Consider the following 22739-nt stretch of genomic DNA (forward strand, 5'->3'; position numbering starts at 1 on the left):
GTGAAGTAGAACCCATGGCAGACAATCATTACGACGCCATCGTCGTTGGCTCGGGAATCAGTGGCGGTTGGGCGGCGAAGGAGCTGACCGAGAAGGGCCTCAAGGTCCTGATGCTGGAACGCGGACGCAACATCGAGCACGTCAAGGACTATGTCAACGCGATGAAGGAGGTGTGGGATTTCCCGCACCACAACCGGCCGACCCAAGCGATGCAGGCCGACTATCCGGTGTTGCGGCGCGACTACGGCCTGGTCGAGAACCTGCAGGGCATGTGGGCCAACGAAAAGGAATCGCCCTACACCGAGACCAAGCGCTTCGACTGGTACCGCGGCTATCACGTGGGCGGTCGCTCGCTGATGTGGGGACGGCAGAGCTATCGCCTGTCGGACCTGGATTTCCAGGCGAACCTCAAGGACGGCATCGCCACCGATTGGCCGATCCGCTACGCCGACATCGCGCCCTGGTACGACTACGTGGAGAAGTTCGCCGGCATCGCCGGCACGCGCGAGGGCCTGGACGTGTTGCCCGACGGCGAGTTCCTGCCGCCGATCCCGTTGAACATCGTCGAGAAGGACGTGGCCGCGCGGATCAAGAAGGCCTTTGGCGGGACCAGACACCTGATCCACTCGCGCACCGCGAACATCACCGAGCCCAAGGTCGAGCAGGGCCGCGTCAACTGCCAGTATCGCAACAAGTGCATTCTGGGCTGTCCCTACGGCGCCTACTTCTCGACCCAGTCGGCGACGCTGCCGGCGGCGATGAAGACCGGCAACCTGACCTTGCGGCCTTTCTCGATCGTCAAGGAAGTGCTCTACGACAAGGACCGCAAGCGTGCGCGCGGCGTGGAGATCATCGATGCCGAGAGCGGACAGACCTACCAGTACACGGCCAACGTCATCTTCCTCAATGCGTCCTCCTTCAACTCGAGCTGGCTGCTGATGAACTCGGCCACCGATGTCTGGGAAGGCGGGCTGGGCTCTTCGTCCGGCGAGCTTGGGCACAACGTGATGGACCATCATTTCGGCGCCGGCGCCTCCGGCCGGGTCGAGGGCTACGAAGACAAGTACTACTTCGGACGTCGTCCCTGCGGCTTCTACATTCCCCGTTTCCGCAACGTCGCCGCGGACAGGCGCGGCTACCTGCGCGGGTTCGGCTACCAGGGCGGCGCCAGCCGCACCGGCTGGTCGCGCGAGATCGCCGAACTGAACATCGGCGCCGACCTGAAGGACGCGCTGACCCTGCCGGGCGACTGGCGCATCGGCATGACCGGCTTCGGCGAAATGCTGCCTCACCACGACAATACGATTCGCCTGGATCCGCAGCGCAAGGACAAATGGGGGCTGCCGGTGCTGGCGATGGACGTGTCCATGCGCGCGAACGAAAAGGCCATGCGCAAGGACATGGCCGCCGATGCCGCGGAGATGCTGGAGGCCGCCGGCGTGAAGGACGTGAAAATGCACGATGACGACTACGCCCCGGGTAAGGGCATCCACGAGATGGGCACCGCGCGCATGGGCCGTGACCGCAAGAATTCCGTGCTGAACCAGCACAACCAGGTCTGGGACGCGCCCAACGTCTACGTGACCGACGGCGCCTGCATGACCTCTAGCGCCTGCGTGAATCCGTCGCTGACCTACATGGCGCTGACCGCACGGGCAGCGGACCACGCGGTGCGCGAGTTGAAAGCGGGGAACCTGTGATGGAACGCCGCGAACTGCTGAAGATGATCGTCGCTGCCACGGGCGCGGCCATGATCGGCCTGCCCGCGCTGGGCCGTGCACAGGCGCCGGTCGAGGGGGCGAACAATGCCTTCTCCGCGGCCGATGTCGGCATGCTGGACGAGATCGCCGAGACCATCCTGCCGCGGACTGAAACGCCGGGGGCGAAGGACGCCGGCGTCGGCTTGTTCATGGCGCAATTCGTCACCGATTGCTACACCGCCCAGCAACAGGCGACGTTCCGCGCCGGCCTGGCCGAGATCGACAAACGCGCCGGCGGCCGCTTCGTGTCGCTCGCGCCGCAGGCGCGCACCGAGCTGCTGCGCGCCCTGGATGCGGAAGCCAGGAAACACGTCGTTGCAATGACCGATACCGGCACCGCCAAAATGGCGGACGCGATGCCGCATCACTTCACGATGATCAAGCAGCTGGCCATCTTCAGCTTCTTCACCTCGAAGGTCGCCGCGACCGACGTGCTGCGCTACGTCGCCGTGCCGGGTCGCTACGACGGCGACCTGGCCTATGCCCCCGGTACGCCCGCCTGGGCGACCAACTGATGGACCGCAACGACTCGCCCATGCGCCACTTCCCCGGAAACACAATGACCAGACCCCTCCTGATGGCGGCCTGCCTGCTGGCCACGGCGCCCGCGTTCGCGCAGGCCAGCGGCGACCCGTCGCGCGATCCGGCGAAGACCGAGGTGTGGAAGCCCGTGCCAGCGATCGTGGCCACGCCCGCGGGCCGCGCGCCCTCCGACGCGATCGTGCTGTTCGGTGGCAAGGATCTCTCCGCCTGGGAGTCGGAGCAGGGCGGACGCGTGCCCTGGAGCGTCGCCGACGGTGCGCTGACCGTGGTTCCGGGAAGCAAGGGCATCCGGACCAAGCAGGGCTTCTGCGACATCCAGCTGCATGTCGAGTGGCGCACGCCCACCGCGACCGGCGGTTTCGACGGCCAGCAGCGGGGCAACAGCGGCATCTTCCTGCAGGAACTGTACGAGTTGCAGGTGCTCGACAGTTACAACAACACGACCTATGCCAACGGCCAGGCCGGCGCGATCTACAAGCAGGCCATTCCGCTGGTGAACGCCTCGCGTGCGCCGGGCGAGTGGCAGGCCTACGACATCATCTGGAAGGCGCCGCGCTTCTCGCAGGGAGGCGGGCTTACTTCACCCGCCCGCATCACCGTGCTGCACAACGGCGTGCTGGTGCAGGACGACACCGTCCTGTCGGGCAAGACCGAGTACATCGGCGCGCCTTCGTACGCGCCGCATGCGTGCGCGCCGATCTCCCTGCAGGAGCACGATTCCAAGGTCAGCTACCGCAACATCTGGGTGCGCGAGCTGTAGCGTCGGCGCGCAGCCGGCGCCTGCGTTCTATTGCGCCAGGAAGCTGGCGATGTTGTCGAGATCCTGTTGCGACAGCTGCGGAAAGGGCGGCATCAATCCGCCGCCCTTGCTGATCTTCTCCTTGATCTGCGCCGATTCCAGCCGCTTGCCCACGTCGGTGAGCGCGGGGAACGCGCCTGGAATGCCCGCGCGATCGGCGCCGTGGCAGGCGGTGCAGTTCGTGGCGTAGAGCTTCGCGCCGGCCGCAGGATCGTCCTTGGACCACGCCGTGGTCGCAAGCGTCGCCCCCAGCAGAGCCACGGCCACTGTCAGAATCGTTTTCAAGTGGGGCTCCTTCGCGTGCTAGCGCTGTGTGCTGGCGGGCAGGTGTGCACGCAGGTAGTGGGCGCCGGTCTGGACGACCGCGGCCGGATCGCGCGGACGGTCGTGCTCGATGATGTACCAGCGCACGCCGGCACCCGCCGCGGCAGGCAGGATCGCGTTCCAGTCGAGCACGCCCTGGCCCACGGCGGCGAAACCACCCTCGTCCTCGGCCTGGCCTTTCGGTGCGTTGTCCTTGGCGTGTACCGCGAACATGCGGCCCTTGAACTTGCCCAGCATCACCGCCGGGTCGTAGCCCGCGCGCGCGACCCAGGCCAGGTCCAGCTCGGTCTGCAGATCGGGGCCGGCCGCTGCGAACAGCAGTTCCAGGCCGGTCTTGCCATCGAAGTCGACCAGTTCGAAGTCGTGGTTGTGGTAGGCCAGGCGCATGCCCTTGGCCCGCACCCGCTTCGAGAGTTGGCCCAGTTCCTTGCCCAATGCGGTCCAGCCCGCGGCATCGGTCGGCCGATCCTTCTGGTCCAGGTAAGGCACTACCAGCGTGGTGTTGCCGATCGATCGGTTGAAGGCGACTGCGGCGTCCAGGTCCTTGCGCAGATCGGCCAGTTGCACGTGCGACGAGATCGCCTTGATCGAATACTTGTCCAGCAGTTGCTTGAGTTCCACCGCGCTGACGTTCTGCGTGCCGACCGTTTCCACCGCGCCCACGCCCGCGTCGTGGACGATCTTCAGCTGTTGCTCAAGCGAGCCGGCGTTGCGCAGCGAGTACATCTGCACCGCGATGGGCGATTGCGGGCCAGCGGCGTCGCGTGCAAAGGCGGGCAGGGCGACGAGCAGCAGCAGTGCGAGGGTCGCGGTCCTGCGTGTAGGGGTGTTCATCAAGAAATCCTCCCGAGATTCAATCGATGGATGTCCAGGCGCGCGTCCTGGCCGATGTGATGACGCGATCGACGATCAGCGCCGAGCGCACCCCGTCTTCGAAGGTGGGCAGGCCTTCCGGCCGCTCGCCTTCGATGGCGCGATAGGTGTCGGCGACGAACGCCTCGAAGCAATCGCCGTAGCCCTGCGCGTGCCCGGCCGGCAGCACCGCCAGCCGGCGTTGTTCGGCACTGCCGGCACCCGGCCCGCGCACGAAGATTTCCTCGCGCTGGTCGGGCAGGCCGATCCACAAGCGTTCCGCGTCCTCCTGGTCGAACGCCACGCTGGCCCTGGCGCCATCGATCTCGAACCAGAGGCGATTGCGGCGTCCCGCCGAGACCTGGCTGACCGTCAACGACGCCAGCGTGCCCGCGCCGGTTCTGAACATCGCCGCGGCCACGTCCTCGCTCGAGACCGCCTGCATCGCGCCGCCCGCCGCCGGCGTGGTGAAGCTCTGCCCGGTGAGGGCGCCTCGCTCGGCGATCACGGTGGCGAACGCCGCGCTGACCTCGACGAAACGCTCGCCGCCGACCCATTCCACCAGGTCGCACCAGTGCGAGCCGATGTCGGCGAACACGCGCGAGGCGCCGCCCAGTGCCGGGTCCACGCGCCAGTTGTTGCTGGCGGGGTCCAGCAGCCAGTCCTGCAAATAGCTGCCGTGGATCAGGCGCAGCGGCCCCAGGTCGCCCTGCGCGATGCGTGCGCGCGCCTCGCGCACCACCGGGTGGTAGCGGTAGACGAAGGGCACCGTGGCGACCAGTCCGGTCGAGGCGGCCAATGCCGCCAAGGCCTGGGCGTCCTGCAAGGTCGTGGCCAGCGGCTTCTCGCAGATCACGTGCTTGCCGGCTTGCAGCGCCGCCTGCGCCATGGCGCGGTGCAGATGGTTGGGCGTGCAGACGTGCACGACCTGCACTTGCGGATCGGCGATCACGTCCTCGATGTCGCGATAGGCGCGCGGCACATTCCACGACTGCGCCACCTCGCGTGCGCGTTGCGGGGAAGAGGCGGCGACGCCGCGGACCTGCGCACCGGCCAGTAGCGCCGCGCGACGATGCACGGCGCCGATCATGCCGGTGCCGACGATGGCGATTCCGAGCTTGCTCATCGGTGGGCTCTCAATGCGTGGAGGGCGCGGCCGCGACGACCGGCCGGTCGCGGAACAGCAGCAGGAAGGCGATCAGCACGACCAGCGCCACGCCTGCCGGGAACAGCCAGATCTGCTGCCAGTCCGGGCCCGCCGCCGTGGTGTAGTGCTCCACGACCGCGCCGGACAAAAACGTGCCGATCAACATGCCCACGCCGTACGTGGCCAGGGTGATGAAGCCCTGCGCGCTGCTGCGCGCGGCGGGGCCGGCATGCGCGTCGGTGTAGATCTGGCCGGTGACGAAGAAGAAGTCGTAGCAGATGCCGTGCAACACGATGCCGATCACCAGCAAGGAGAAACCGCCGCCCGCATCGCCGAAGGCGAACATCGCGTAGCGCAGCACCCACGCGGCCATGCCCACCGCCAACATGGTTTTGACGCCAAGCCGCACGAACAGGAACGGCATGGCCAGCATCAGCAGCACTTCGGACACCTGGCCCAGCGACTGCAGGCCGGCCGCGCCGCGCACGCCCAGATCGTTGAGATACGGGTTGGTGAAGTTGTAGTAGAACGCCAGCGGGATGCAGATGGCGATGGACGCCAGGAAGAACACCAAATAGGAGCGCGACTTCAGCAGCCGCAGCGAGTCCAGTCCCAGGACCTGCCCCAGCCCGGCGTCGCGCTGTTGCGCCAGCGGCGGCGTGTGCGGCAGGGTGAAGGCATACAGGCCCAGGGCCAGCGATGCCAGCGCCGCCATCCGGAACGTCAGCTCGAGCCGGTGCGCCTGTTCCCAGCCCAGCCAGCCGATCAGCACGCCAGCCACGATCCAGCCGACGCTGCCGGCCACCCGCACCGGCGGAAACTGCTTTTCCGGCGATTGCATGTGCCGCATCGCCACGCTGTTGGCCAGTGCCAGCGTCGGCATGAACAGCAGCATGTACCCCATGACGCAGGCGGAGAACATGCCGAAGCTCGTCGCCGTGGACGCCAGCCACATGAGCACCGCGCCGGCCAGGTGCAGCACCGCGAGGATGCGCTGCGCCGCGAAGTAGCGATCCGCGATCAAGCCGACCAGGAACGGCGCCACGATGGCGCCGATGGACTGGCTGAGGAAGGCCGTCGCCACCTGGCTCGCGCTGGCGTGCAGGGGGCCCTGCACCAGGTACGTGCCCAGGGTCACGAACCATGCCCCCCAGATGAAGAACTGCAGAAACATCATCGCGCCCAAGCGCGGCATGGTGTACGTCATGGCTTCCCCTCCCAGGGCGGTATCGGCTCAGGTCCCCAGCATGCGGCGCAGCGATTCCGGATCGGCGCCGCTGTCGGCAAAGTCGTCGAAGGCGCGTTCGGTCACCCGGATGATGTGCTCGCGGATGAACGCGGCACCCTCGCGTGCGCCGTCTTCCGGATGCTTCAGGCAGCACTCCCACTCCAGCACCGCCCAGCCCGGGAAATCGTATTGCGCGAACTTCGAGAAGATCGCCTTGAAGTCGATCTGGCCGTCTCCGAGCGAACGGAACCGTCCCGGACGATCGATCCAGTCCTGGTAGCCGGCATAGACGCCGCTGCGCGCACTGGGGCGATATTCGGCGTCCTTGACGTGGAAGATGCCGATGCGCGCGTGATACCGGTCGATGAAGCCGAGATAGTCCATCTGCTGCAGCAGCAGGTGGCTGGGGTCGTACAGGATCTTGGCGCGCGGGTGATGGTCGACCACCTCGAGGAAGCGCTCGAAGGTCGCACCGTCGTGCAGGTCCTCGCCCGGGTGGATCTCGAAGCACAGGTCCACGCCGCAGGCGTCGAAGGCATCCAGGATGGGGCGCCAGCGACGGCCGAGTTCGGCGAAGGCTTCTTCCACCAGCCCGGGCGGGCGTTGCGGCCAGGGATAGAAGTAAGGCCAGGCCAGCGCACCGGAGAACGTGGCATGCGCCGTCAGCCCCAGGCGCTGGCTGGCCTTGGCGGCCAACAGCAACTGCTCCACCGCCCAGGCCTGGCGAGCAGCGGGATCGCCGCGCTTGTCCGGCGGTGCGAAGCCGTCGAACAGCTCGTCGTAGGCGGGATGGACCGCGACCAGTTGTCCTTGCAGGTGGGTGGATAGCTCTGTGATCTGCAGGCCGTGCCCGGCCAGCATGCCGGCGACGTCGTCGCAGTACGCCTGGCTCTGCGCGGCCTGGGCCAGATCGAACAGGTGGGGCGCGCTGGTCGGTACTTGTACGCCAGAATAGCCCAGGCCCGCGGCCCACTCGGCCAGCGTGTCCAAGCGATCGAAGGGAGGTGTGTCGCCGATGAACTGCGCCAGAAACAGCGCCGGACCCTTGAGCGTCTTCAACGTGATTCGCCCTGATGCAATCGATTGCATTATCGTAGCATCGCCTCCCGCAAGACCCGTTGTGCACTGCACAGCAGAAAGAAGAGCTGACCTCATGGCCACCATTTACGACATCGCAAAGCACGTCGGCGTCTCCGCCGGCACGGTGTCGCGCGCGCTTTCGCGGCCGGAAAAAGTCCTGCCGGCCACGCGCACGCGCATCGAGCAGGCCGCCGCCGCGCTGGGCTATGTCCCCAACACGGTCGCCAGGACGCTCAAGACCCAGCGCAGCGGCAAGATCCTGGTCACCGTGCCGGACATCGCCAATCCATTCTTCGCGCAGATCCTGCAGGGCGCGGAGGAAGCGGCGCAGGCCGTCGGCTACGCGGTCCTGCTGGGCGATACCCAGCACCAGCCCGACCGCGAGGAGCGCTACGCGCAGATGCTCCGGCGCAACGAAGCGGACGGGCTGATCGTGCTGGGGCACCGCCTCCCGCCGACGGCGCGCGAGATCGTCAAGCAGTTGGGCACCGCCGCGCCGGTGGTCAACGGCTGCGAGTTCGACCCGGCGCTGGGCATCCCCAGCGTCCACATCGACAACGCGGCCGCCGCGCGCGCGGTGATGGAACACCTGTACGGACTGGGGCACGAGCGGATCGCCGTGGTGGGCGGCCCGTCCGACAATCCCCTGCACCAGCAGCGACTGGAAGGGGCCCGCGCCGCCGGCAAGGCGCGCGGCCGCCTGCGCAACCTGAGCGTGGTGCCGGGCGATTTCTCCGTGGAATCCGGGCATGCGGCAGCGATGGCGCTCTTGGCCCGCGCGCCGGTGCCGACCGCGATCTTCTGCTTCAGCGACCAGATGGCGCTGGGCGCCCTAGCGGCCTGCCGGGACCTGGGCTTGCGCGTGCCGGACGACCTGTCCATTGTCGGCTTCGACGACCTGGCGTCGTCTAGTTACCTCACGCCGCCATTGACGACCATCCGCCAACCCATGCGCGAGATCGGTATCCGCGCAGTCAACCTGCTGCTTGCCATCATCGAAAATGTGGACGTGCCGCTTCAGCAGACGCTGGATTTCAGATTGATGTTGCGCGGATCGACTGCTGCGCCGAGGGAGTAGGTGACGGCAGGGCGGAACGGGGAGTGTTGGCGCAGTCCCCGATAGTGCAGTGGCGTGGCATCGCGCAGCGCAGCGCGGCGCGAAACATCGCGATGGCGCACGCCGTGCTCAGGCGCGCACGCGCTTGCGCGCCGCAGGTTTGCCGGCCGGGCGTGCCGCGGCACTGATCTCCTGTCGCGGTGCCGCACCGAGCAGGAACTGCTCGACCGCGCGTTGCGCCATCTTGCGCACCAGCGCTGGCGCCAGCGGCGGCGGATCGCGCTGGTAGATGCGCACGTCCACTTCCGCGGTGAGCAGCGCCAGGAAGTGCAGGGCGGCGATGGTCGGATCGGTCTGGCGCAGTTCGCCGCGCGCCATCGCCGCTTCCAGCACCGCGGCCACCGCTACCACCGATTCGCTGGGACCGGCCTGGTAGAACAGCTGTCCGACCTCGGAGCGGCCGGCCTCGGCCACCACCATGCGGTAGACCGCGATGGCGACCGCATCATTGCTCACCACCTGCAGCATGCATTCGCCGAAGCGCAACAGCATCGCATGCAGGTCGCTCTTGCCGGGCAGGGGCGCCTGCAAGCGCCGGATCGCGTCTGACAGATGCACGGTCGCCGCGGCGCGGACCACCGCGCCGAACAGTTCCTGCTTGGACGCGAAATAGCCGTACAGGGTGGCCTTGGAGCCGCCCAGCCGTTTCGACAGTTCGTTCATCGAGGCGCGCTCATAGCCCAGTTCCTGGAACAGTTGCGTCGCCGCCTCGACGATGGCCTCGCGTCGGGCCTCGGTCCGAACCTTCATTGCGCCTCCTAAAGTGAACCCAACTGTACATTTTTCTTGGTGGCGGGAACATTCGCTTCTAATAATAAACCGTGCAGTGTGGTTTCATTTCGAGGCGGCGAAGAAGATGGGGGCGGCGCTGAAAAAGGCCGGGGTGCCGGTGGAGACGCTTTACGTCCCGACCGAGGGCCATGGCTTCTACGCCGAAGAGCACCGCCGCGAGTTCTATACCCGCCTGCTGGCGTTCCTGGGCACGTCGCTGGGCGGTGCGCTAGCGTCAGCAAAGCCGTAAGCGGCTGTCGCCTGAGGATGCGCGCCGAGGCGCTATGCGACAGGCGCGCGACATCGGTGCGGTCCGGCGCAGTGCCGGACCGCACCGCCGCCGGTTGGGCCCAGTAGCCCGGCGCGACCAACTGACGTCCTGCGCGAAAATCCACGCCGCAGGGCGCGCTTTTCCAAGGCGAACGCCGGGGGTATCTGGCAGCAGAGAACGGGCCGCTGCATTACATACCACCGGCCGTTGCGGCAGCGTCGTGCAGCTGCATCTGCGCACGCCGGGAAAGCGGCTTCGACGCCGCTGGATGGAATCGTCAGGCAAGCTGCCGAACGAAGCGCTCCAGCCAAAGGAACGAGATCAACGGCGCCGTCAGCGGACGTGCGCGCGTCGCCACCAACTCGTCCAGCAGTTGGAGTACAGCGTCTCGGTCGACCAGGCCCAAGTCGGCAAGGGCGCACTCGCGCAGCTGCATGGCGATCGTCTTGGCGTGATGGGCGATCAATTCAGGGAGAACATGGGCGAAGGTTTCTTTGCAATAGTTGCGTGGAAATATTTCGCCTACGTTGGCCCGTAAATACCGCCACATCGTTTCCCGGTCTTTGCGGCTCTCAAGAGGCAGGCGCCGACAAAAAGAAACCAAATGTGGATCGCTTAACGGATTGACCGGCCAAAGACCTCGCCGGAGCAGATGGGGAGCCTGACACATACTCGAAGCCAGCACCGATGCAGATAACGGGCCGACGGGAGCGTCAAATCCATTGACCGACCGTGATGAACTGAGCGCTCGGGGCGTCAACAACAATTCCGCGCGACGCTTGGCTTCTGCGGCCACAATGCCACTCTGGCTGCCGGTGGGATGGTCCTCATTCCGGTAAGTCGGGAACAGCTGGTCTCCGCCAAGGCCGGTGAAAAGCCGTTCGCTGCCTTGCGCTTGCGCGCTGTCCCACAAACTTTCGAACGCTTCGAGATAGAACTCGGCAAGTGGATAGTCCGGTCGGCTCGCGCTTGGCTGTAGATCGAGCGTCGGCGGGAATGAATCGATATTTACGCTCGTATCGCGAAGGCCTAGCTTTTCGACAAGCATGCGGCGGCGTTTGGCCTGGGTATGACTGTATCCCTCATCGAGCAAGATCCCCAGGCTTGCGATGTTGTCATGCGATCGGGTCAGGGCGCACGCAACGGTCGCCGAGTCCATGCCCCCACTCAACTCGACGGCCATCTGCTTCGACGCGGGTCGAATCGAAACCGCACGATGCAACAGTTGCTCGAATTGCTCTATGCCGTGGTCGATCAATGCTTCTTCGGAAGGCGATACGGTTTCAGCAGGCGAAGGATAGACGTAACGTACCTTGCCTGGCTCCGCGTAAAGCGTGGCGCGTTCTGTCAGCATGAGAACGCCAGAACATAATTGCCTCGCGGAATAATCTGCGCCGAGTGCGAGGCGCCGACTGGCCATCTCCAGATCAATGGTTGTGGGCCGGGAAAAAAAGTCGGCCAGATCATAGGAGATTTCTGCTGTGTCATCGGTGAGCCGGCAATAGACTGGCGCCGATCCGAGAAGACCTGCGCGCAACTTCAGTCGGCATCCGGCCTGAGCCACTTCGATCATCAGATAATCAAGCGGCCATAGAAGGGCCTCTTTGTATAGTTGGTTGAATCGATCGGCATCGACCAATGCACCCGTCGCGTTTTTTTCCCATTCGACATCCCTGCAACGCTCGCGCACCGTGGCGAACCACTGTCCCTGGGTGCGGACCACGACGGTTTCCACAGCGGAGTGACAGTACGGCGCAATCTGGCTGTTCCCGAGACACAGGGTGTTGTTCTGCCACATCGGCGGTTGCGCCAGGTCGGAAAAAGCAATGTTGGCCTTGATCATGGCTACTCGGCTGCCTGCGATCGGTGTCGTGCGGTCATCGCGTTTTCGAACAAAAGAACGCCGCCTGATGGCGGCGTTCTTTGTCGCGACGTCTTGATGGAAGCGCCGTCGTTTCAGCCGCCTGGCTGTACCGAGTACCAGCGGGAATCTTCGCCAAGATATGGCTTCATCTCGCAGACGCCCGGCGCCGCGATATTTTGCATGGGCTCGTCGAGCTGAATGGCGAACGGGTTGGATTGGGAATCTTGTTTCTCAAGTTTGGCATCTTGAATTTTCATCACGAAGCTCCTCTTCCTGAATATCGCCATGCGGCGACGGACAGAACCTAGCACTGTGTCCATGGCATGACAAGTTTGGACGGCCGGGCCACAGTCTCGTCTAAAAATATGGAATCAAGCGCGTCAATTGCCGATCTGCATCTGAAGATGCAACGCCGCGAGTTCTACACCCGCCTGCTGGGGTTCCTGGGCACGTCACTGGGCGGTGCGCAGGCAAAGCCTGCGCACCGCCGTAAGCGGCAATCGACCGAGCGACGGACGGCCGGATTGCCCGTGTGGCGATCCGGCCCGACTTGAATATCGTCGCAACACGCGGGATGACCTTTCCTGCCGATCCTTGCCATCGAAGGCATCGCGCATGCCGTCGCCGCGCCTGCCGATGGGTGCCGCACGCACCCGCTCAGCGCACCCCGTGCATCATGCGCCGCAACAGGGGAGCGGCGAGGAACGCCAGGACCGCGCAGCCCACGCCGATCCACAGCATCAGCCAGAACAGGTGCGCGTACTTGGCGGCGGCGTCGGCGATGTTCAGCGTTTCGCCTTCGGGCACGTCGATCGCGGCGAGCTTGCCGAACAGCGCAGCCAGCGCTTCGGAGAACGCCGTGGCCAGGAACCAGGTGCCCATCATCAGGCTGACCACGCGCGGCACCGCGAGCTGGGTCACCGCCGACAGGCCGACCGGCGACAGGCACATCTCGCCTGCTTCCAGCACCAGATAGGCCAGCACCAGCCACCACACGCTGGCCATCTGCCCGCTGACGCCGACCTGCTGCGCGGCCAGCGCCAGCGGCACGAACGACAATCCCGCCAACAACAGGCCCATGGCCGACTTGGACGGCTTGGATGGCTCCAGGCCGCGCCGTTCCAGCCACGCCCACAGCGCCGCGAACAGCGGCGCCAGCAGCACCAGGAACAACGCGCCCAGGTAGGTCAGCGAACCGGCGGTCTGCGGCAGTACCAGGCAGTCGCGCACCAGGAGCAGCAGCATCAGCACGCTGACCGCGATGAACAGCAGGCGCGGCGCGGCCGACGCCGGATTGCGGTCGGACAGCGACGCCGCGGCGACGAAGCCCAGCGGCGCCAGCAGCAACGAGGCGATCGACCACGGCAGCGGCGTGCCGGTGCGGATCACCAGCGACGGCACGATGTCCTTGGTCATCAGCCGGTCGGTGAAGGTGACCCAGGAACCGTAGGTCTGCTCGTACAAGGTGAAGTACACCAGCGCCATCGCGATCAGCACCATCAGCGCGATCATCTGCTGGCGCTGCACCGGCGTGCACTGGGTGCCGGTGAACCAGGCGAACCACAACAGCACGGCGCCGAGTACCACCAGCATCAGCAGCAAGGCCAGCGAGATCTCGCCGCCCAGGCTGAAGGCGCCGTTGGCCGCGGCCCACATCAGCCAGGCCACCGGCAGCACGCCGAGTACCGCGACCAGGTAGATCGCCCATTCGCGCGGCAGCCCGGCCACGCGTTGGCGCAGCAGCGCCGGTTGCGCCGGCTCGGCATGGCCGTGCAGGTATTTCTGGCCCCACAGGAACATGCCCAGGCCGAGCAGCATGCCGATCCCGGCAGCACCGAAACCGTAGCGCCAGCCGTAGGCTTCGCCGAGGAAGCCGCACACCAGCGAGGCGAACAGCGCGCCGAGGTTGATGCCGGCGTAGAACAGCGAGAAGCCGGAGTCGCGGCGCGGATCGTCCTGGGCATACAGCTTGCCGACGATGGTGGAGATGTTCGGCTTGAGGAAGCCCACGCCCATGATGATCAGCGCCAGCGACAGGTAGGTCACGCCCAGCGACGCGGTGTCGCGCACCACCACGCCGGCGACCCGGGTCGCGGCGTGGCCCTCGAAGGCCATGCCGACGTGGCCGAGCACCAGCAGGATGCCGCCGAACACCACCGCCTTGCGCATGCCCAGCCAGCGGTCGGCGAGCAGGCCGCCGATCACCGGCACGCAATACACCAGGCCGCCGTAGGCGCCGAGCAGGTCGAGCCCGGCCTTGTCGCCGAACAGGTGGTACTTGGTGAGGTACAGCAGCAGCAGCGCCTTCATCCCGTAGAAGGAGAAGCGCTCCCACATCTCGGTGAAGAAACAGACGTAGACGCCCTTGGGATGGCCGAGGAAATCGTCGCGCGCGTCGCGGGCGGGGAGGGCGGTGGCGGACACGGCTGGCCTGGGGCGGGAAGGGCAGCGGCGGAGTATAGGCGTGCTGGTGGGGATTGGTTGAGTCGCGGCATCAGTTCCTTCTCCCCTCGGGACCATGGCCCCCTTTTCGGGGAAAGGTGCCCCGCAGGGGCGGATGAGGGTACGGGCGCAGCCTCATGGGATCGAAACAGCGCGAGGCTTCGCGCCGTACCCTCACCCCAACCCCTCTCCCGGCGGGAGAGGGGCTATCGCGGTTCCTTCTCCCTCGGGAGAAGGTGCCCCGAAGGGGCGGATGAGGGTACGGGCGCAGCCTCGTGAGATCGACACGGTGCGAGGCTTCGCCCCGTACCCTCACCCCAACCCCCTCCCGAGGGGAGAGGGGCTATCGCTGATCCTTCTCCCATCGGGAGAAGGTGCCCCGAAGGGGCGGATGAGGGTCCGGGCGCAGCCTCATGGGATCGACACAGCGCGAGGCTTCGCCCCGTACCCTCACCCCAACCCCTCTCCCGATGGGAGAGGGGCTGACACCATCGGCCACAGGGACGCCGCTGCATTTGCGAATCCCAAATCCCAAATCCCCGCCTCCAAGGCATGTGCCACAAGCTGGGTGCCGGGACGCTGGACTTGCCTAGCCCCAGACGCTAGCGTGGAAAACGTTTTTGTCGTTTCAGGGGTAACCATGAACAACGCTGCTGCGCCGCGTCAGCTCACTTTCCGCGCGGTCGTGCTGGCGATCGTGCTGGCCGTCGTGCTGTCGGCCGCCAATGCCTACCTGGGGCTGTTCGCCGGCCTGACCATCGCCACCGCGATCCCGGCCGCGGTGGTGTCGATGGGCGTGCTGCGCCTGCTCGGCGGCGGCACCATCTTGGAGAACAACATCGTGCAGACCGGCGCCTCGGCCGGTTCGTCGATCGCGGCGGGGGTGATCTTCACCATCCCGGCGCTGGTGATCATGGGCTACTGGCCGGACTTCAAGTACTGGTGGGTGCTCGGCATCGCCGGCATGGGCGGCCTGCTCGGGGTGCTGTTCTCGGTGCCGCTGCGGCGCTCGATGATCGTCGAGGATCCGCTGCCGTTCCCCGAGGGCAAGGCCGCGGCCGAAGTGCTCAAGGCCGGCGAGAATCCCGGGCCGGGGCTGAAGATCCTGGCGCTGTCGGCAACCATCGGCGGACTGGTCAAGCTGGCCGCGGCCAGCGGCCTGAAAGTGATTCCCGATACCTGGGCGCAGGCCACTTACCTGGGCAGCAGCAAGCTGGTCGGCTACGTCGGCACCAACCTGTCGCCGGCGCTGCTCGGCGTCGGCTACATCGTCGGACTCAACGTCGGCATCGTGGTGCTGTCCGGTTCGATCCTGTCCTGGCACATCGCCATTCCGCTGTACCAGCAGTTCTTCATGAACTCCGATCCGGCGCTGGCGCAGAGCCTGGCCACCGCGCCGGCGGCCGAGGCCGCGTTCGGCATCTGGGCGGCCAAGGTGCGCTACTTGGGCGTGGGCGCGATGCTGATCGGCGGCGTGTGGACGCTGTTCTCGCTGCGTAAGTCGCTGCTGTCCGGGGTCAAGAGCGGCTTCGCCGCCGCGCGCAAGAGCACCGCCGGCACCGTGGTGGCCGAGACCGATCGCGACCTGCCAATGAAGTGGATGCTGGTGGTGCTGCTGCTGTGCACGCTGCCGCTGCTGGGCCTGTACCAGGCGATCGTCGGGCAGTGGCACGTCAGTATCCCGATGACCTTGATCATGATCGTCGCCGGCTTCCTGTTCGTGTCGGTGTCCGGCTACCTGGCCGGCCTGATCGGCTCGTCGAACAATCCGGTGTCGGGCATCACCATCTCCACCATCCTGTTCGCCTCGGCGGTGCTGGTGCTGCTGCTCGGGCGCGACTCGCCGATCGGCGCGGTCGCCGCGATCATGATCGGCGCAGTGGTGTGCTGCGCTGCAGCGGTGGGCGGCGACAATCTGCAGGATCTGAAGGCCGGCTACCTGGTCGGCGCCACGCCGTGGAAGCAGCAGCTGATGCTGGCCATCGGCGCGTTCTCCTGCGCCTTGATCATGGCCCCGGTGCTGAACCTGCTGGCCCAGGCCTACGGCATCGGTGCGGCGACGCCGGAGCATCCGAACTCATTGGCCGCGCCGCAGGCGACGCTGATGGCATCGGTGGCCAAGGGCCTGTTCGGCGGCGAACTGCCGTGGACGATGATCGCCATCGGCGCCGGCGTCGGCGCAGCGATCATCGCCCTGGACGAGTGGCTCAAGCGCACCGGCAAGCGCTTCCGCGTGCCGGTGCTGGCCGCGGCGATCGGCATCTACCTGCCGCTGGAACTGATGGTGCCGATCTTCCTCGGCGGCCTGATCACCTATCTGGTCGAGCGCTTCCACAAGATCCGCGCCGACGACGAGGAAGGCCGCGACCGCGTGCACCGTCCGGGCACGCTGTTCGCCGCCGGCCTGATCACCGGCGAGGCGCTGATGGGCATCGCCATCGCCGTGCCGATCGTGGTCTCCGGCCACGCCGACGTGCTGGCGTTGCCCGCAGCGTTCCATCTGAACCAGTGGTACGGCCTGGTCCTGCTCGCCTTCGTCGGCTGGCTGCTGTACCGCACCGGCAAGAAGGGCGAACCCACTGCAACGCTGCCGCCGTCGGCGTAAGCGCAGTCACCCGCCAAGCACTACAAGAAGCCCGGCCCCGCGCCGGGTTTCTTGTTTGCAGCACCATCAAGCGATCAAACCCGCAGCCACATCGCTTTCACGAATCCCCAGTCCCCAATCCCGAATCCCAAATCCCGGCCCCTCCATGACTTCATGCCTTTGCGCCACGCCCACCCGCGCGCCTACCATCGACGTTTTGCCGTATTCCGGAGACGCCCGATGACCTTGCGCTACGCCTTGCTGCCCCTGTGCCTGCTGACCGCGCTGCCTGCGCTGGCGGCGCCCCGCGGTTTCGACGTCCGCGACATGGTGGCGCTGGACCGGGTGTCCTCGCCGCTGCTGACACCCGATGGCGGCACGGTGATCTTCGCCAAGCGGCAAGTGGACAAGGCCAGCGACAAGGCCAGCACCGGGCTGTGGCTGCGCAACCTGCGCACCCGCGATGCGGCGCCGCCGAAGCGGCTGACCCCGGACGGCTGGAACGTCAATTCGCCGGAACTGTCGGCCGACGGCAAGACCGTGTACTTCCTCAGCGCCAAGTCCGGCCGCCAGCAGCTGTACGCGCTGCCGCTGGCCGGCGGCGCGCCGCGCCAGCTCACCGATTTCGCGCTGGATGTGGACAGCTACCGCATCGCGCCGCAGGGCGACCGCGTCGCCTTCAGTGCCGGCGTGTTCCAGGACTGCGGTTCCGACTTGGCCTGCACGCAGAAGCGGCTGGATGCGAAGAAGAACGCCAAGGCCAGCGGCGTGGTGTTCGACCAGTTGTTCGTGCGCCACTGGGACACCTGGAACGACGGCCGTCGCAACAGCCTGTTCGTGGCACCGCTGCCCGGCGACGCCAAGGCCAAGCCGGTGGTCGGCGCCTCGGCGATCAGCGCGACCCTGGCCGGCGACATTCCGTCCAAGCCGTTCGGCGGCAGCGAGGACTACACCTGGGCGCCGGACGGGCAGTCGCTGGTCGCCAGCGTGCGCCTGGCCGGGCGCGAGGAGCCGTGGTCGACCAACTTCGACCTGTACCGGCTGGACGCGGCGGGCAAGGCCGCGCCGGTCAACCTGACCGCGGCCAACCCGGCCTGGGACGCCGGCCCGGTGTTCTCCGCCGACGGCAAGACCCTGTACTACCGCGCGATGAAGCGCCCCGGATTCGAAGCCGACCGCTTCGGCCTGATGGCGATGGACGTGGCCAGCGGCAAGACCCGCGAAATCGCGCCGCAGTGGGACCGTTCGGCCGGCGAGATCGTGCCCTCGGCCGACGGCGCCACCGTGTACACCACCGCCGACGACCTCGGCCAGCATCCGCTGTTCGCGGTGGATGTCGCCAGCGGCAAGGTCCGCAGCGTGGTCGATGGCGGCAGCGTCGGCGCGCCAGTGCTGGCCGGCAGCACGCTGGCCTTCACCCGCAACAGCCTCAAGAGCGGCGACCAGGTGTTCGTCGCCGACGCCGACGGCCAGCATCCGCGCGCGATCACCGCCAGCGCCGGCGAACAGCTGCCGGACGTGGCCTTCGGCGACTACGAGCAGTTCCAGTTCAAGGGCTGGAACGGCGAGACCGTGCACGGCTACGTGGTCAAGCCGTACAACTACCAGCCCGGCAAGACCTATCCGGTCGCGTTCCTGATCCACGGCGGCCCGCAGGGCAGCTTCGGCAACGGCTGGAGCAACCGCTGGAATCCGCAGACCTATGCCGGCCAGGGCTACGCGGTGGTGATGATCGATTTCCACGGTTCCACCGGCTACGGCCAGGCGTTCACCGATGCGATCAGCCAGCACTGGGGCGACCGTCCGCTGGAAGACCTGCAGAAGGGCTGGGCCGCGGCGCAGCAGCAGTACAAGTTCCTCGACGGCGACAAGGCCTGCGCGCTCGGCGCCAGCTACGGCGGCTACATGGTGTACTGGATGGCCGGCAACTGGAATCAGCCGTGGAAGTGCCTGGTCGATCACGACGGCGTGTTCGACAACCGCACGATGGGTTACGCCACCGAGGAACTGTGGTTCAGCGAGTGGGAGAACGGCGGCACGCCGTGGCAGAACCCGGCCGGCTACGAGAAGTTCAACCCGGTGCTGCACGTGGACAAGTGGAAGGTGCCGATGCTGGTGATCCACGGCCAGCAGGATTTCCGTATCCCGGTGGAGCAGGGCCTGGCCGCGTTCAGCGCGCTGCAGCGCAAGGGCATCGAGTCGAAATTCCTGTACTTCCCGGACGAGAACCACTGGGTGCTGAAGCCGCAGAACAGCATCCTGTGGCACGACACGGTCAATGGGTGGTTGAAGCAGCATATCGGGGAATGAAATCGGGACTCGGGACTCGGGACTCGGGACTCGGGACTCGGGACTCGGGACTCGGGACTCGGGACGGGTCTCACGTATGAGTGAGCCATTCCATCCGCGATGTCGATCGATTGCGCGGCGCTCGAGTTCGCGCCGTTCGGCTGTGCTTCTACGAGTCCCGAGTCCCCTGTCCCGAGTCTCGACTTCCCAATGATCCACAACGACATCGTCATCTTCGGCCTGATCGCGGCCACGCTCGGCGCGGTGTTCTGGACCGCGGCGCGGCCGCATGGATTCTGGAAGCGCTTCTACAGCGTGGTGCCGGCGCTGCTGCTGTGCTACCTGATTCCCGGCATCTACAACACCGTCGGGCTGATCGACGGGCAGCACAACCGCCTGTACGACCCGGTCGCGCGCGACGTGCTGCTGCCGGCGGCGTTGGTGCTGCTGACGCTCACCGTCGACCTGAAAGGCATCCTGCGCCTGGGGCCGAAGCTGGTGGCGATGTACCTGGGCGCGTCCTTCAGCATCATGCTCGGCGCGGTGGTCGCGTTCCAGCTGATGAAATGGCTACATCCGGCCACAGTGGCCGGCGATACCTGGGCCGGCATGGCCGCACTGGCCGGCAGCTGGATCGGCGGCGGCGCCAACATGCTGGCGATGCGCGAAGTGTTCAACGTCGATGCCACCACCTTCGGCCAGTTCGCGGTGGTCGATGTCGGCGTCGGTTACGTGTGGATGGCCTTGCTGATCTTCCTGGCCCCGCGCGCGGCGGCGATCGATGCGCGCAGCGGCGCCGACACCCGCGGTATCGACGATCTCAAACAGCGCATCGCGCAGTTCCAGGCGCAGCACGAACGCGTCGCCAGCCTGACCGACCTGATGCTGATCGTCGGTCTCGCGTTCGGTGCGGTGGGCCTGGCGCACGCGATCGCGGTGCCGACCGCGGCCTGGTTCGCGGCCAACGTCGCCTGGGCCAAGCAGTTCAGCCTCGGCTCGCCGTTCGTATGGGTGGTGGTGCTGTCGACCACGATCGGCCTGCTGCTCAGCTTCACCCGCGCACGCACGCTGGAGGGCGCCGGCGCGTCGCGCATCGGCTCGCTGCTGCTGTATTTCCTGATCGCCTGCATTGGCATGCAGATGGACCTGCTGGCGCTGTTCGACCGCCCGTGGATCTTCCTGCTCGGACTGATCTGGCTGTGCGTGCACATCCTGCTGTTGCTGGCGCTGGGCAAATTGCTGCGGGTGCCGTTCTTCTATTTCGCGATCGGCTCGCAGAGCAACGTCGGCGGCCCGGCCTCGGCGCCGGTAGTGGCCGCGGCGTTCCATCCGGCGCTGGCGCCGGTCGGCGTGCTGCTGGGCACGATGGGTTATGCCACCGGCACCTATCTGGCGTACCTGGTCGGGATCACCTTGCGCGCGATGGCGGGCGCGCCGTAGTGCACCCCATGACCCTGTAGGAGCGGCTTCAGCCGCGACCGGGCTTTACCGACACATTCTGTCGCGGCTGAAGCCGCTCCTACAGGGGATTTTTGCGGCGCCTACTGCTGCAGCGCGACCCGCCGCTGCTGCTCTTCCTGCTGCGGCACGTTCGCCTGCAGGTTGTTCTGCTGCTGCAGCTGGCCGACGTTGGCCTGCGCCGGTTCGCTGGCCGCGGCCGCGGTCTGTACCTGGCTGCGCAGGTGCGCCGGATCGTCGGCGCGGCCCTGTACCGCGAACAGGCGGTCGCCGTCGCGGCTCGGCACCAACTGGTCGATCTGTTTCAGGCCATCGTGGCTGGCGTGCGCGGCGACGCTGGCGGCCGTATTGAGGAAAGCCGCGTCGTCGCGCAGGCCGAGCCGCTCGCGTTGTCCATCCAACTGCACCACCGCGTCGTTGAACAAGCGGCTACCGGTCGGCAGTGCGCGTTCCTGGGTCTGCGCGTGGCTCTGCGATTCCAGTTCCTGCGCCTTGATCACCGAATCGATGCCGTGCAGGTCCAGCCGATGCTTGAGCATCATCCCCGGCACCAGGCGCTGGCCGAACGACAGCGGATCGGGGTCCGGCAGCTGGATCTGGTGGCCGGCGGCATCGGGCATCGCCCATTTCAGCGGGATGCTGTCTTCCTGCAGGTGGGTCAGCAGTTCGTTCTTGACGTGGTAGCCGCGGATCAAGCCGTCGGCGGCATAGGCCTTGGCCGCGGATGCGTCCAGGCCTTCGCGTTCCAGGGTGCGGTCGTTGACCCCGGCGGCGTTGTAGGTGACCGCCGGCACGTCGTTGACCATCGCCGAGGCCGCGGCCAGGCCGCCGCCGAGCGAATGCCCGGAGATCATCAGGTCCTGGCCGAACGCCTGCTTGGCCTGGCTGCCGAGCTGGATCGCCGAGGCGTACTGCGCGTCGGCAAAGCCCAGGCCCTGGCCGATGTTGTGCTTCCAGTCCTTGCCTTCGTCGGTGCCGCAGAACGCCAGCACCACGTTGCCCTGTTCGTTGCGGTAGAACGCGGCGTCGAAGCCGCTCTTGGCGTCGTGCAGCATGCTCGGATCGATGCCGGCGCGCTGCACCGCGCCGTCGTCCAGGCGGGTCCAGCCGTCGGGCAGCGCCGCGAAGCTTTCAGCGCCGCCGGCGCGGCGCTGGTCGGCCGTGCTGTAGAGATCCTGCAGCAGGGTGGGAAGTTGCGTGTCCACCGCCTGCGGCTGCTGGCCGCGAACGGCCTCTGCGAAGGGGGCGGACGCGGCGTTGTCGGGGAGATCGTTCTGGCTCATGCGCGGTTCCTTGCGTGTGTGCGAACAGCCGCCTCAGCGGGCCGCTTCCAGGGGGATGTCGTGGGCGCTCAACCAGTCGCGTACCGCGGCGCGGGTCTGCTGCGCGGTACTGTTGAGCAGGCGCTCGGGCGTAGTGAAGAAGTACGCCTGGAAGGTCTTCTGCTGCGCGTTGCGCAGGCCCGGATCGACCCCGGCCTGCAGCAGTTTCAGCACCCACGGGTTGCCGGCGCTGCTCTGCGCGGCCAGGTGCAGCAGCGAGTTGCCGCTGGCATCGACCCGGTGCGGATCGGCGCCGGCCTGCAGCAGCAGCTGGATCTGCTCGTCGCGCTTGCTCTGCAGCGCGCGGAACAGCGGCGTCCAGTTGCCGCGCGCGCTGACCGGATCCACCGGCGCGCCATGCTGCAGCAGGATCTTCAGGTATTGCGGATCCTTGGCCATCGCCGCCATGTGCACCACGGTTTCCTGGTCCATGCCCGGTTCGGCCGGATTGGCGCCGGCGTCCAGCAAGGCGCCGAGCGCGCGCGGCTGTTCGTTCCAGATCGCATATTCGAGCAGGGTGACGTTCTGGTCGCCGTGCGCGGACAGGTCCACGCCGGGCGCGAGCGCGGCGATGCGGGCGGCATCGCCGCGCGCGACGGCGGCGGCGATGTCGGCGAGATGGGGATCGCGGAACGCGACCGAGTGATCCTGCAGCGTGGCTGACATGGCAGATTGCTCCTTGGCGCCGGGCGAGGCGGCGCATGAGACCGAGATGGACATCGAGGTCGCAAGTGCGATCAGGGCGGGGAACTGCTTGCGCATGGAGGGCTCCTTTTCCTGTTCGCGTTCCTGTTGCCGGTGGCGACGTTCCTTGCCACCGTGGCCGATGCTAGCAGCTGTCCGGCGCCGGTTCGGTAAGGTTTTGTTACAGCGCTGGCGCGATCTGCA

Annotated in this window: 18 protein-coding genes and 1 pseudogene; 8 read left to right on the top strand and 11 right to left on the bottom strand. The window is 66.8% G+C overall.

Annotated elements, in window-relative coordinates; translation table 11 throughout:
* Positions 1-14 precede the first annotated feature (14 nt).
* The 3 genes from HEP73_RS07260 to HEP73_RS07270 are packed head-to-tail and all read left to right on the top strand — an operon-like array spanning position 15 to position 3063.
* Positions 15-1700, top strand: a complete 1686-nt coding sequence (locus HEP73_RS07260; RefSeq protein ID WP_185822668.1) for a GMC oxidoreductase — start codon at positions 15-17, stop codon at positions 1698-1700.
* On the top strand, positions 1700-2275 hold the full coding sequence (locus HEP73_RS07265) for a gluconate 2-dehydrogenase subunit 3 family protein (protein ID WP_185822669.1): 576 nt from the start codon (positions 1700-1702) through the stop codon (positions 2273-2275). The genes HEP73_RS07260 and HEP73_RS07265 overlap by 1 nt, the downstream gene beginning before the upstream one ends.
* Positions 2276-2319: 44 nt before the next feature.
* Positions 2320-3063, top strand: a complete 744-nt coding sequence (locus HEP73_RS07270; RefSeq protein ID WP_185823339.1) for a 3-keto-disaccharide hydrolase — start codon at positions 2320-2322, stop codon at positions 3061-3063.
* A gap of 27 nt (positions 3064-3090) precedes the next feature.
* Here HEP73_RS07270 and HEP73_RS07275 read toward each other — a convergent pair whose 3' ends face one another.
* Genes HEP73_RS07275 through HEP73_RS07295 form a run of 5 tightly spaced genes read right to left on the bottom strand, consistent with a single transcriptional unit; the run spans position 3091 to position 7712 of the window.
* Positions 3091-3387 carry a c-type cytochrome gene (locus tag HEP73_RS07275; RefSeq protein ID WP_185822670.1) on the bottom strand — a complete coding sequence of 99 codons (297 nt, stop codon included), beginning with the start codon at positions 3385-3387 and terminating at the stop codon, positions 3091-3093.
* Positions 3388-3405: 18 nt separating this feature from the next.
* Positions 3406-4260 (bottom strand): sugar phosphate isomerase/epimerase family protein, encoded by an 855-nt coding sequence (locus HEP73_RS07280; protein ID WP_185822671.1) that lies wholly within the window; start codon positions 4258-4260, stop codon positions 3406-3408.
* A gap of 19 nt (positions 4261-4279) precedes the next feature.
* Complete coding sequence (locus HEP73_RS07285; protein WP_185822672.1) at positions 4280-5404, bottom strand: Gfo/Idh/MocA family protein; 1125 nt, start codon at positions 5402-5404, stop codon at positions 4280-4282.
* A 10-nt stretch (positions 5405-5414) separates the two neighbouring features.
* Positions 5415-6632 (bottom strand): nucleoside permease, encoded by a 1218-nt coding sequence (locus tag HEP73_RS07290; RefSeq protein ID WP_185822673.1) that lies wholly within the window; start codon positions 6630-6632, stop codon positions 5415-5417.
* Between the two features lie 27 nt (positions 6633-6659).
* Entirely contained in the window at positions 6660-7712 is a 1053-nt protein-coding gene (locus tag HEP73_RS07295) for a sugar phosphate isomerase/epimerase family protein (RefSeq protein ID WP_185822674.1), read from the bottom strand.
* 94 nt (positions 7713-7806) lie between these two features.
* Between HEP73_RS07295 and HEP73_RS07300 the strand changes: the two genes are divergently transcribed.
* Positions 7807-8811, top strand: a complete 1005-nt coding sequence (locus HEP73_RS07300; RefSeq protein ID WP_185823340.1) for a LacI family DNA-binding transcriptional regulator — start codon at positions 7807-7809, stop codon at positions 8809-8811.
* 108 nt (positions 8812-8919) lie between these two features.
* On the opposite strand, the gene HEP73_RS07305 is transcribed toward HEP73_RS07300, so the two are convergent.
* A complete protein-coding gene (locus HEP73_RS07305; RefSeq protein ID WP_185822675.1) occupies positions 8920-9600 on the bottom strand; it encodes a TetR/AcrR family transcriptional regulator in 681 nt (226 codons plus the stop codon).
* A gap of 97 nt (positions 9601-9697) precedes the next feature.
* Between HEP73_RS07305 and HEP73_RS07310 the strand changes: the two are divergent.
* Positions 9698-9871 (top strand): annotated as a pseudogene (locus HEP73_RS07310) (prolyl oligopeptidase family serine peptidase); the annotation flags it as partial.
* A 298-nt stretch (positions 9872-10169) separates the two neighbouring features.
* Here HEP73_RS07310 and HEP73_RS07315 read toward each other — a convergent pair.
* From HEP73_RS07315 to HEP73_RS07325, 3 genes are all read right to left on the bottom strand, one after another.
* Entirely contained in the window at positions 10170-11735 is a 1566-nt protein-coding gene (locus HEP73_RS07315; protein WP_185822676.1) for an asparagine synthase-related protein, read from the bottom strand.
* Positions 11736-11848: 113 nt separating this feature from the next.
* A complete protein-coding gene (locus tag HEP73_RS07320; protein WP_185822677.1) occupies positions 11849-12013 on the bottom strand; it encodes a hypothetical protein in 165 nt (54 codons plus the stop codon).
* Positions 12014-12413: 400 nt separating this feature from the next.
* Positions 12414-14180 (bottom strand): peptide MFS transporter, encoded by a 1767-nt coding sequence (locus tag HEP73_RS07325; RefSeq protein WP_185822678.1) that lies wholly within the window; start codon positions 14178-14180, stop codon positions 12414-12416.
* A 658-nt stretch (positions 14181-14838) separates the two neighbouring features.
* On the opposite strand from HEP73_RS07325, the gene HEP73_RS07330 reads away from it, so the two are divergent.
* The 3 genes from HEP73_RS07330 (at position 14839) to HEP73_RS07340 (ending at position 20511) form a co-directional block, all read left to right on the top strand.
* On the top strand, positions 14839-16803 hold the full coding sequence (locus HEP73_RS07330; protein WP_185822679.1) for an OPT family oligopeptide transporter: 1965 nt from the start codon (positions 14839-14841) through the stop codon (positions 16801-16803).
* Between the two features lie 219 nt (positions 16804-17022).
* Positions 17023-19092 (top strand): alpha/beta hydrolase family protein, encoded by a 2070-nt coding sequence (locus HEP73_RS07335; protein ID WP_185822680.1) that lies wholly within the window; start codon positions 17023-17025, stop codon positions 19090-19092.
* A 189-nt stretch (positions 19093-19281) separates the two neighbouring features.
* Positions 19282-20511: a DUF819 family protein gene (locus HEP73_RS07340; RefSeq protein ID WP_185822681.1), complete on the top strand. Its 1230-nt coding sequence runs from the start codon at positions 19282-19284 to the stop codon at positions 20509-20511.
* A gap of 101 nt (positions 20512-20612) precedes the next feature.
* Here the strand turns inward: HEP73_RS07340 and HEP73_RS07345 are convergent, their stop codons facing one another.
* Both HEP73_RS07345 and HEP73_RS07350 read right to left on the bottom strand, forming a co-directional pair.
* Entirely contained in the window at positions 20613-21812 is a 1200-nt protein-coding gene (locus HEP73_RS07345; RefSeq protein WP_185822682.1) for an XVIPCD domain-containing protein, read from the bottom strand.
* Positions 21813-21845: 33 nt separating this feature from the next.
* The gene (locus HEP73_RS07350; RefSeq protein ID WP_185822683.1) at positions 21846-22613 is read right to left on the bottom strand and encodes an ankyrin repeat domain-containing protein; all 768 of its coding nucleotides are present in this window, start codon (positions 22611-22613) and stop codon (positions 21846-21848) included.
* Between the last annotated feature and the right edge of the window lie 126 nt (positions 22614-22739).

This window comes from Xanthomonas sp. GW (assembly GCF_014236815.1).
Taxonomy (GTDB): Bacteria; Pseudomonadota; Gammaproteobacteria; order Xanthomonadales; family Xanthomonadaceae; genus Xanthomonas_A.

What these genes read in the sequence shown, in the direction of transcription:
- HEP73_RS07300 (WP_185823340.1), top strand. Translation starts at nt 7,807, where the DNA reads ATGGCCACCATTTACGACATCGCAAAGCACGTCGGCGTCTCCGCCGGC.
- HEP73_RS07270 (WP_185823339.1), top strand. Translation starts at nt 2,320, where the DNA reads ATGACCAGACCCCTCCTGATGGCGGCCTGCCTGCTGGCCACGGCGCCC.
- HEP73_RS07320 (WP_185822677.1), bottom strand. Translation starts at nt 12,013, where the DNA reads ATGAAAATTCAAGATGCCAAACTTGAGAAACAAGATTCCCAATCCAAC.
- HEP73_RS07330 (WP_185822679.1), top strand. Translation starts at nt 14,839, where the DNA reads ATGAACAACGCTGCTGCGCCGCGTCAGCTCACTTTCCGCGCGGTCGTG.
- HEP73_RS07315 (WP_185822676.1), bottom strand. Translation starts at nt 11,735, where the DNA reads ATGATCAAGGCCAACATTGCTTTTTCCGACCTGGCGCAACCGCCGATG.
- HEP73_RS07280 (WP_185822671.1), bottom strand. Translation starts at nt 4,260, where the DNA reads ATGAACACCCCTACACGCAGGACCGCGACCCTCGCACTGCTGCTGCTC.
- HEP73_RS07340 (WP_185822681.1), top strand. Translation starts at nt 19,282, where the DNA reads ATGATCCACAACGACATCGTCATCTTCGGCCTGATCGCGGCCACGCTC.
- HEP73_RS07350 (WP_185822683.1), bottom strand. Translation starts at nt 22,613, where the DNA reads ATGCGCAAGCAGTTCCCCGCCCTGATCGCACTTGCGACCTCGATGTCC.
- HEP73_RS07345 (WP_185822682.1), bottom strand. Translation starts at nt 21,812, where the DNA reads ATGAGCCAGAACGATCTCCCCGACAACGCCGCGTCCGCCCCCTTCGCA.
- HEP73_RS07290 (WP_185822673.1), bottom strand. Translation starts at nt 6,632, where the DNA reads ATGACGTACACCATGCCGCGCTTGGGCGCGATGATGTTTCTGCAGTTC.
- HEP73_RS07260 (WP_185822668.1), top strand. Translation starts at nt 15, where the DNA reads ATGGCAGACAATCATTACGACGCCATCGTCGTTGGCTCGGGAATCAGT.
- HEP73_RS07305 (WP_185822675.1), bottom strand. Translation starts at nt 9,600, where the DNA reads ATGAAGGTTCGGACCGAGGCCCGACGCGAGGCCATCGTCGAGGCGGCG.
- HEP73_RS07265 (WP_185822669.1), top strand. Translation starts at nt 1,700, where the DNA reads ATGGAACGCCGCGAACTGCTGAAGATGATCGTCGCTGCCACGGGCGCG.
- HEP73_RS07335 (WP_185822680.1), top strand. Translation starts at nt 17,023, where the DNA reads ATGACCTTGCGCTACGCCTTGCTGCCCCTGTGCCTGCTGACCGCGCTG.
- HEP73_RS07285 (WP_185822672.1), bottom strand. Translation starts at nt 5,404, where the DNA reads ATGAGCAAGCTCGGAATCGCCATCGTCGGCACCGGCATGATCGGCGCC.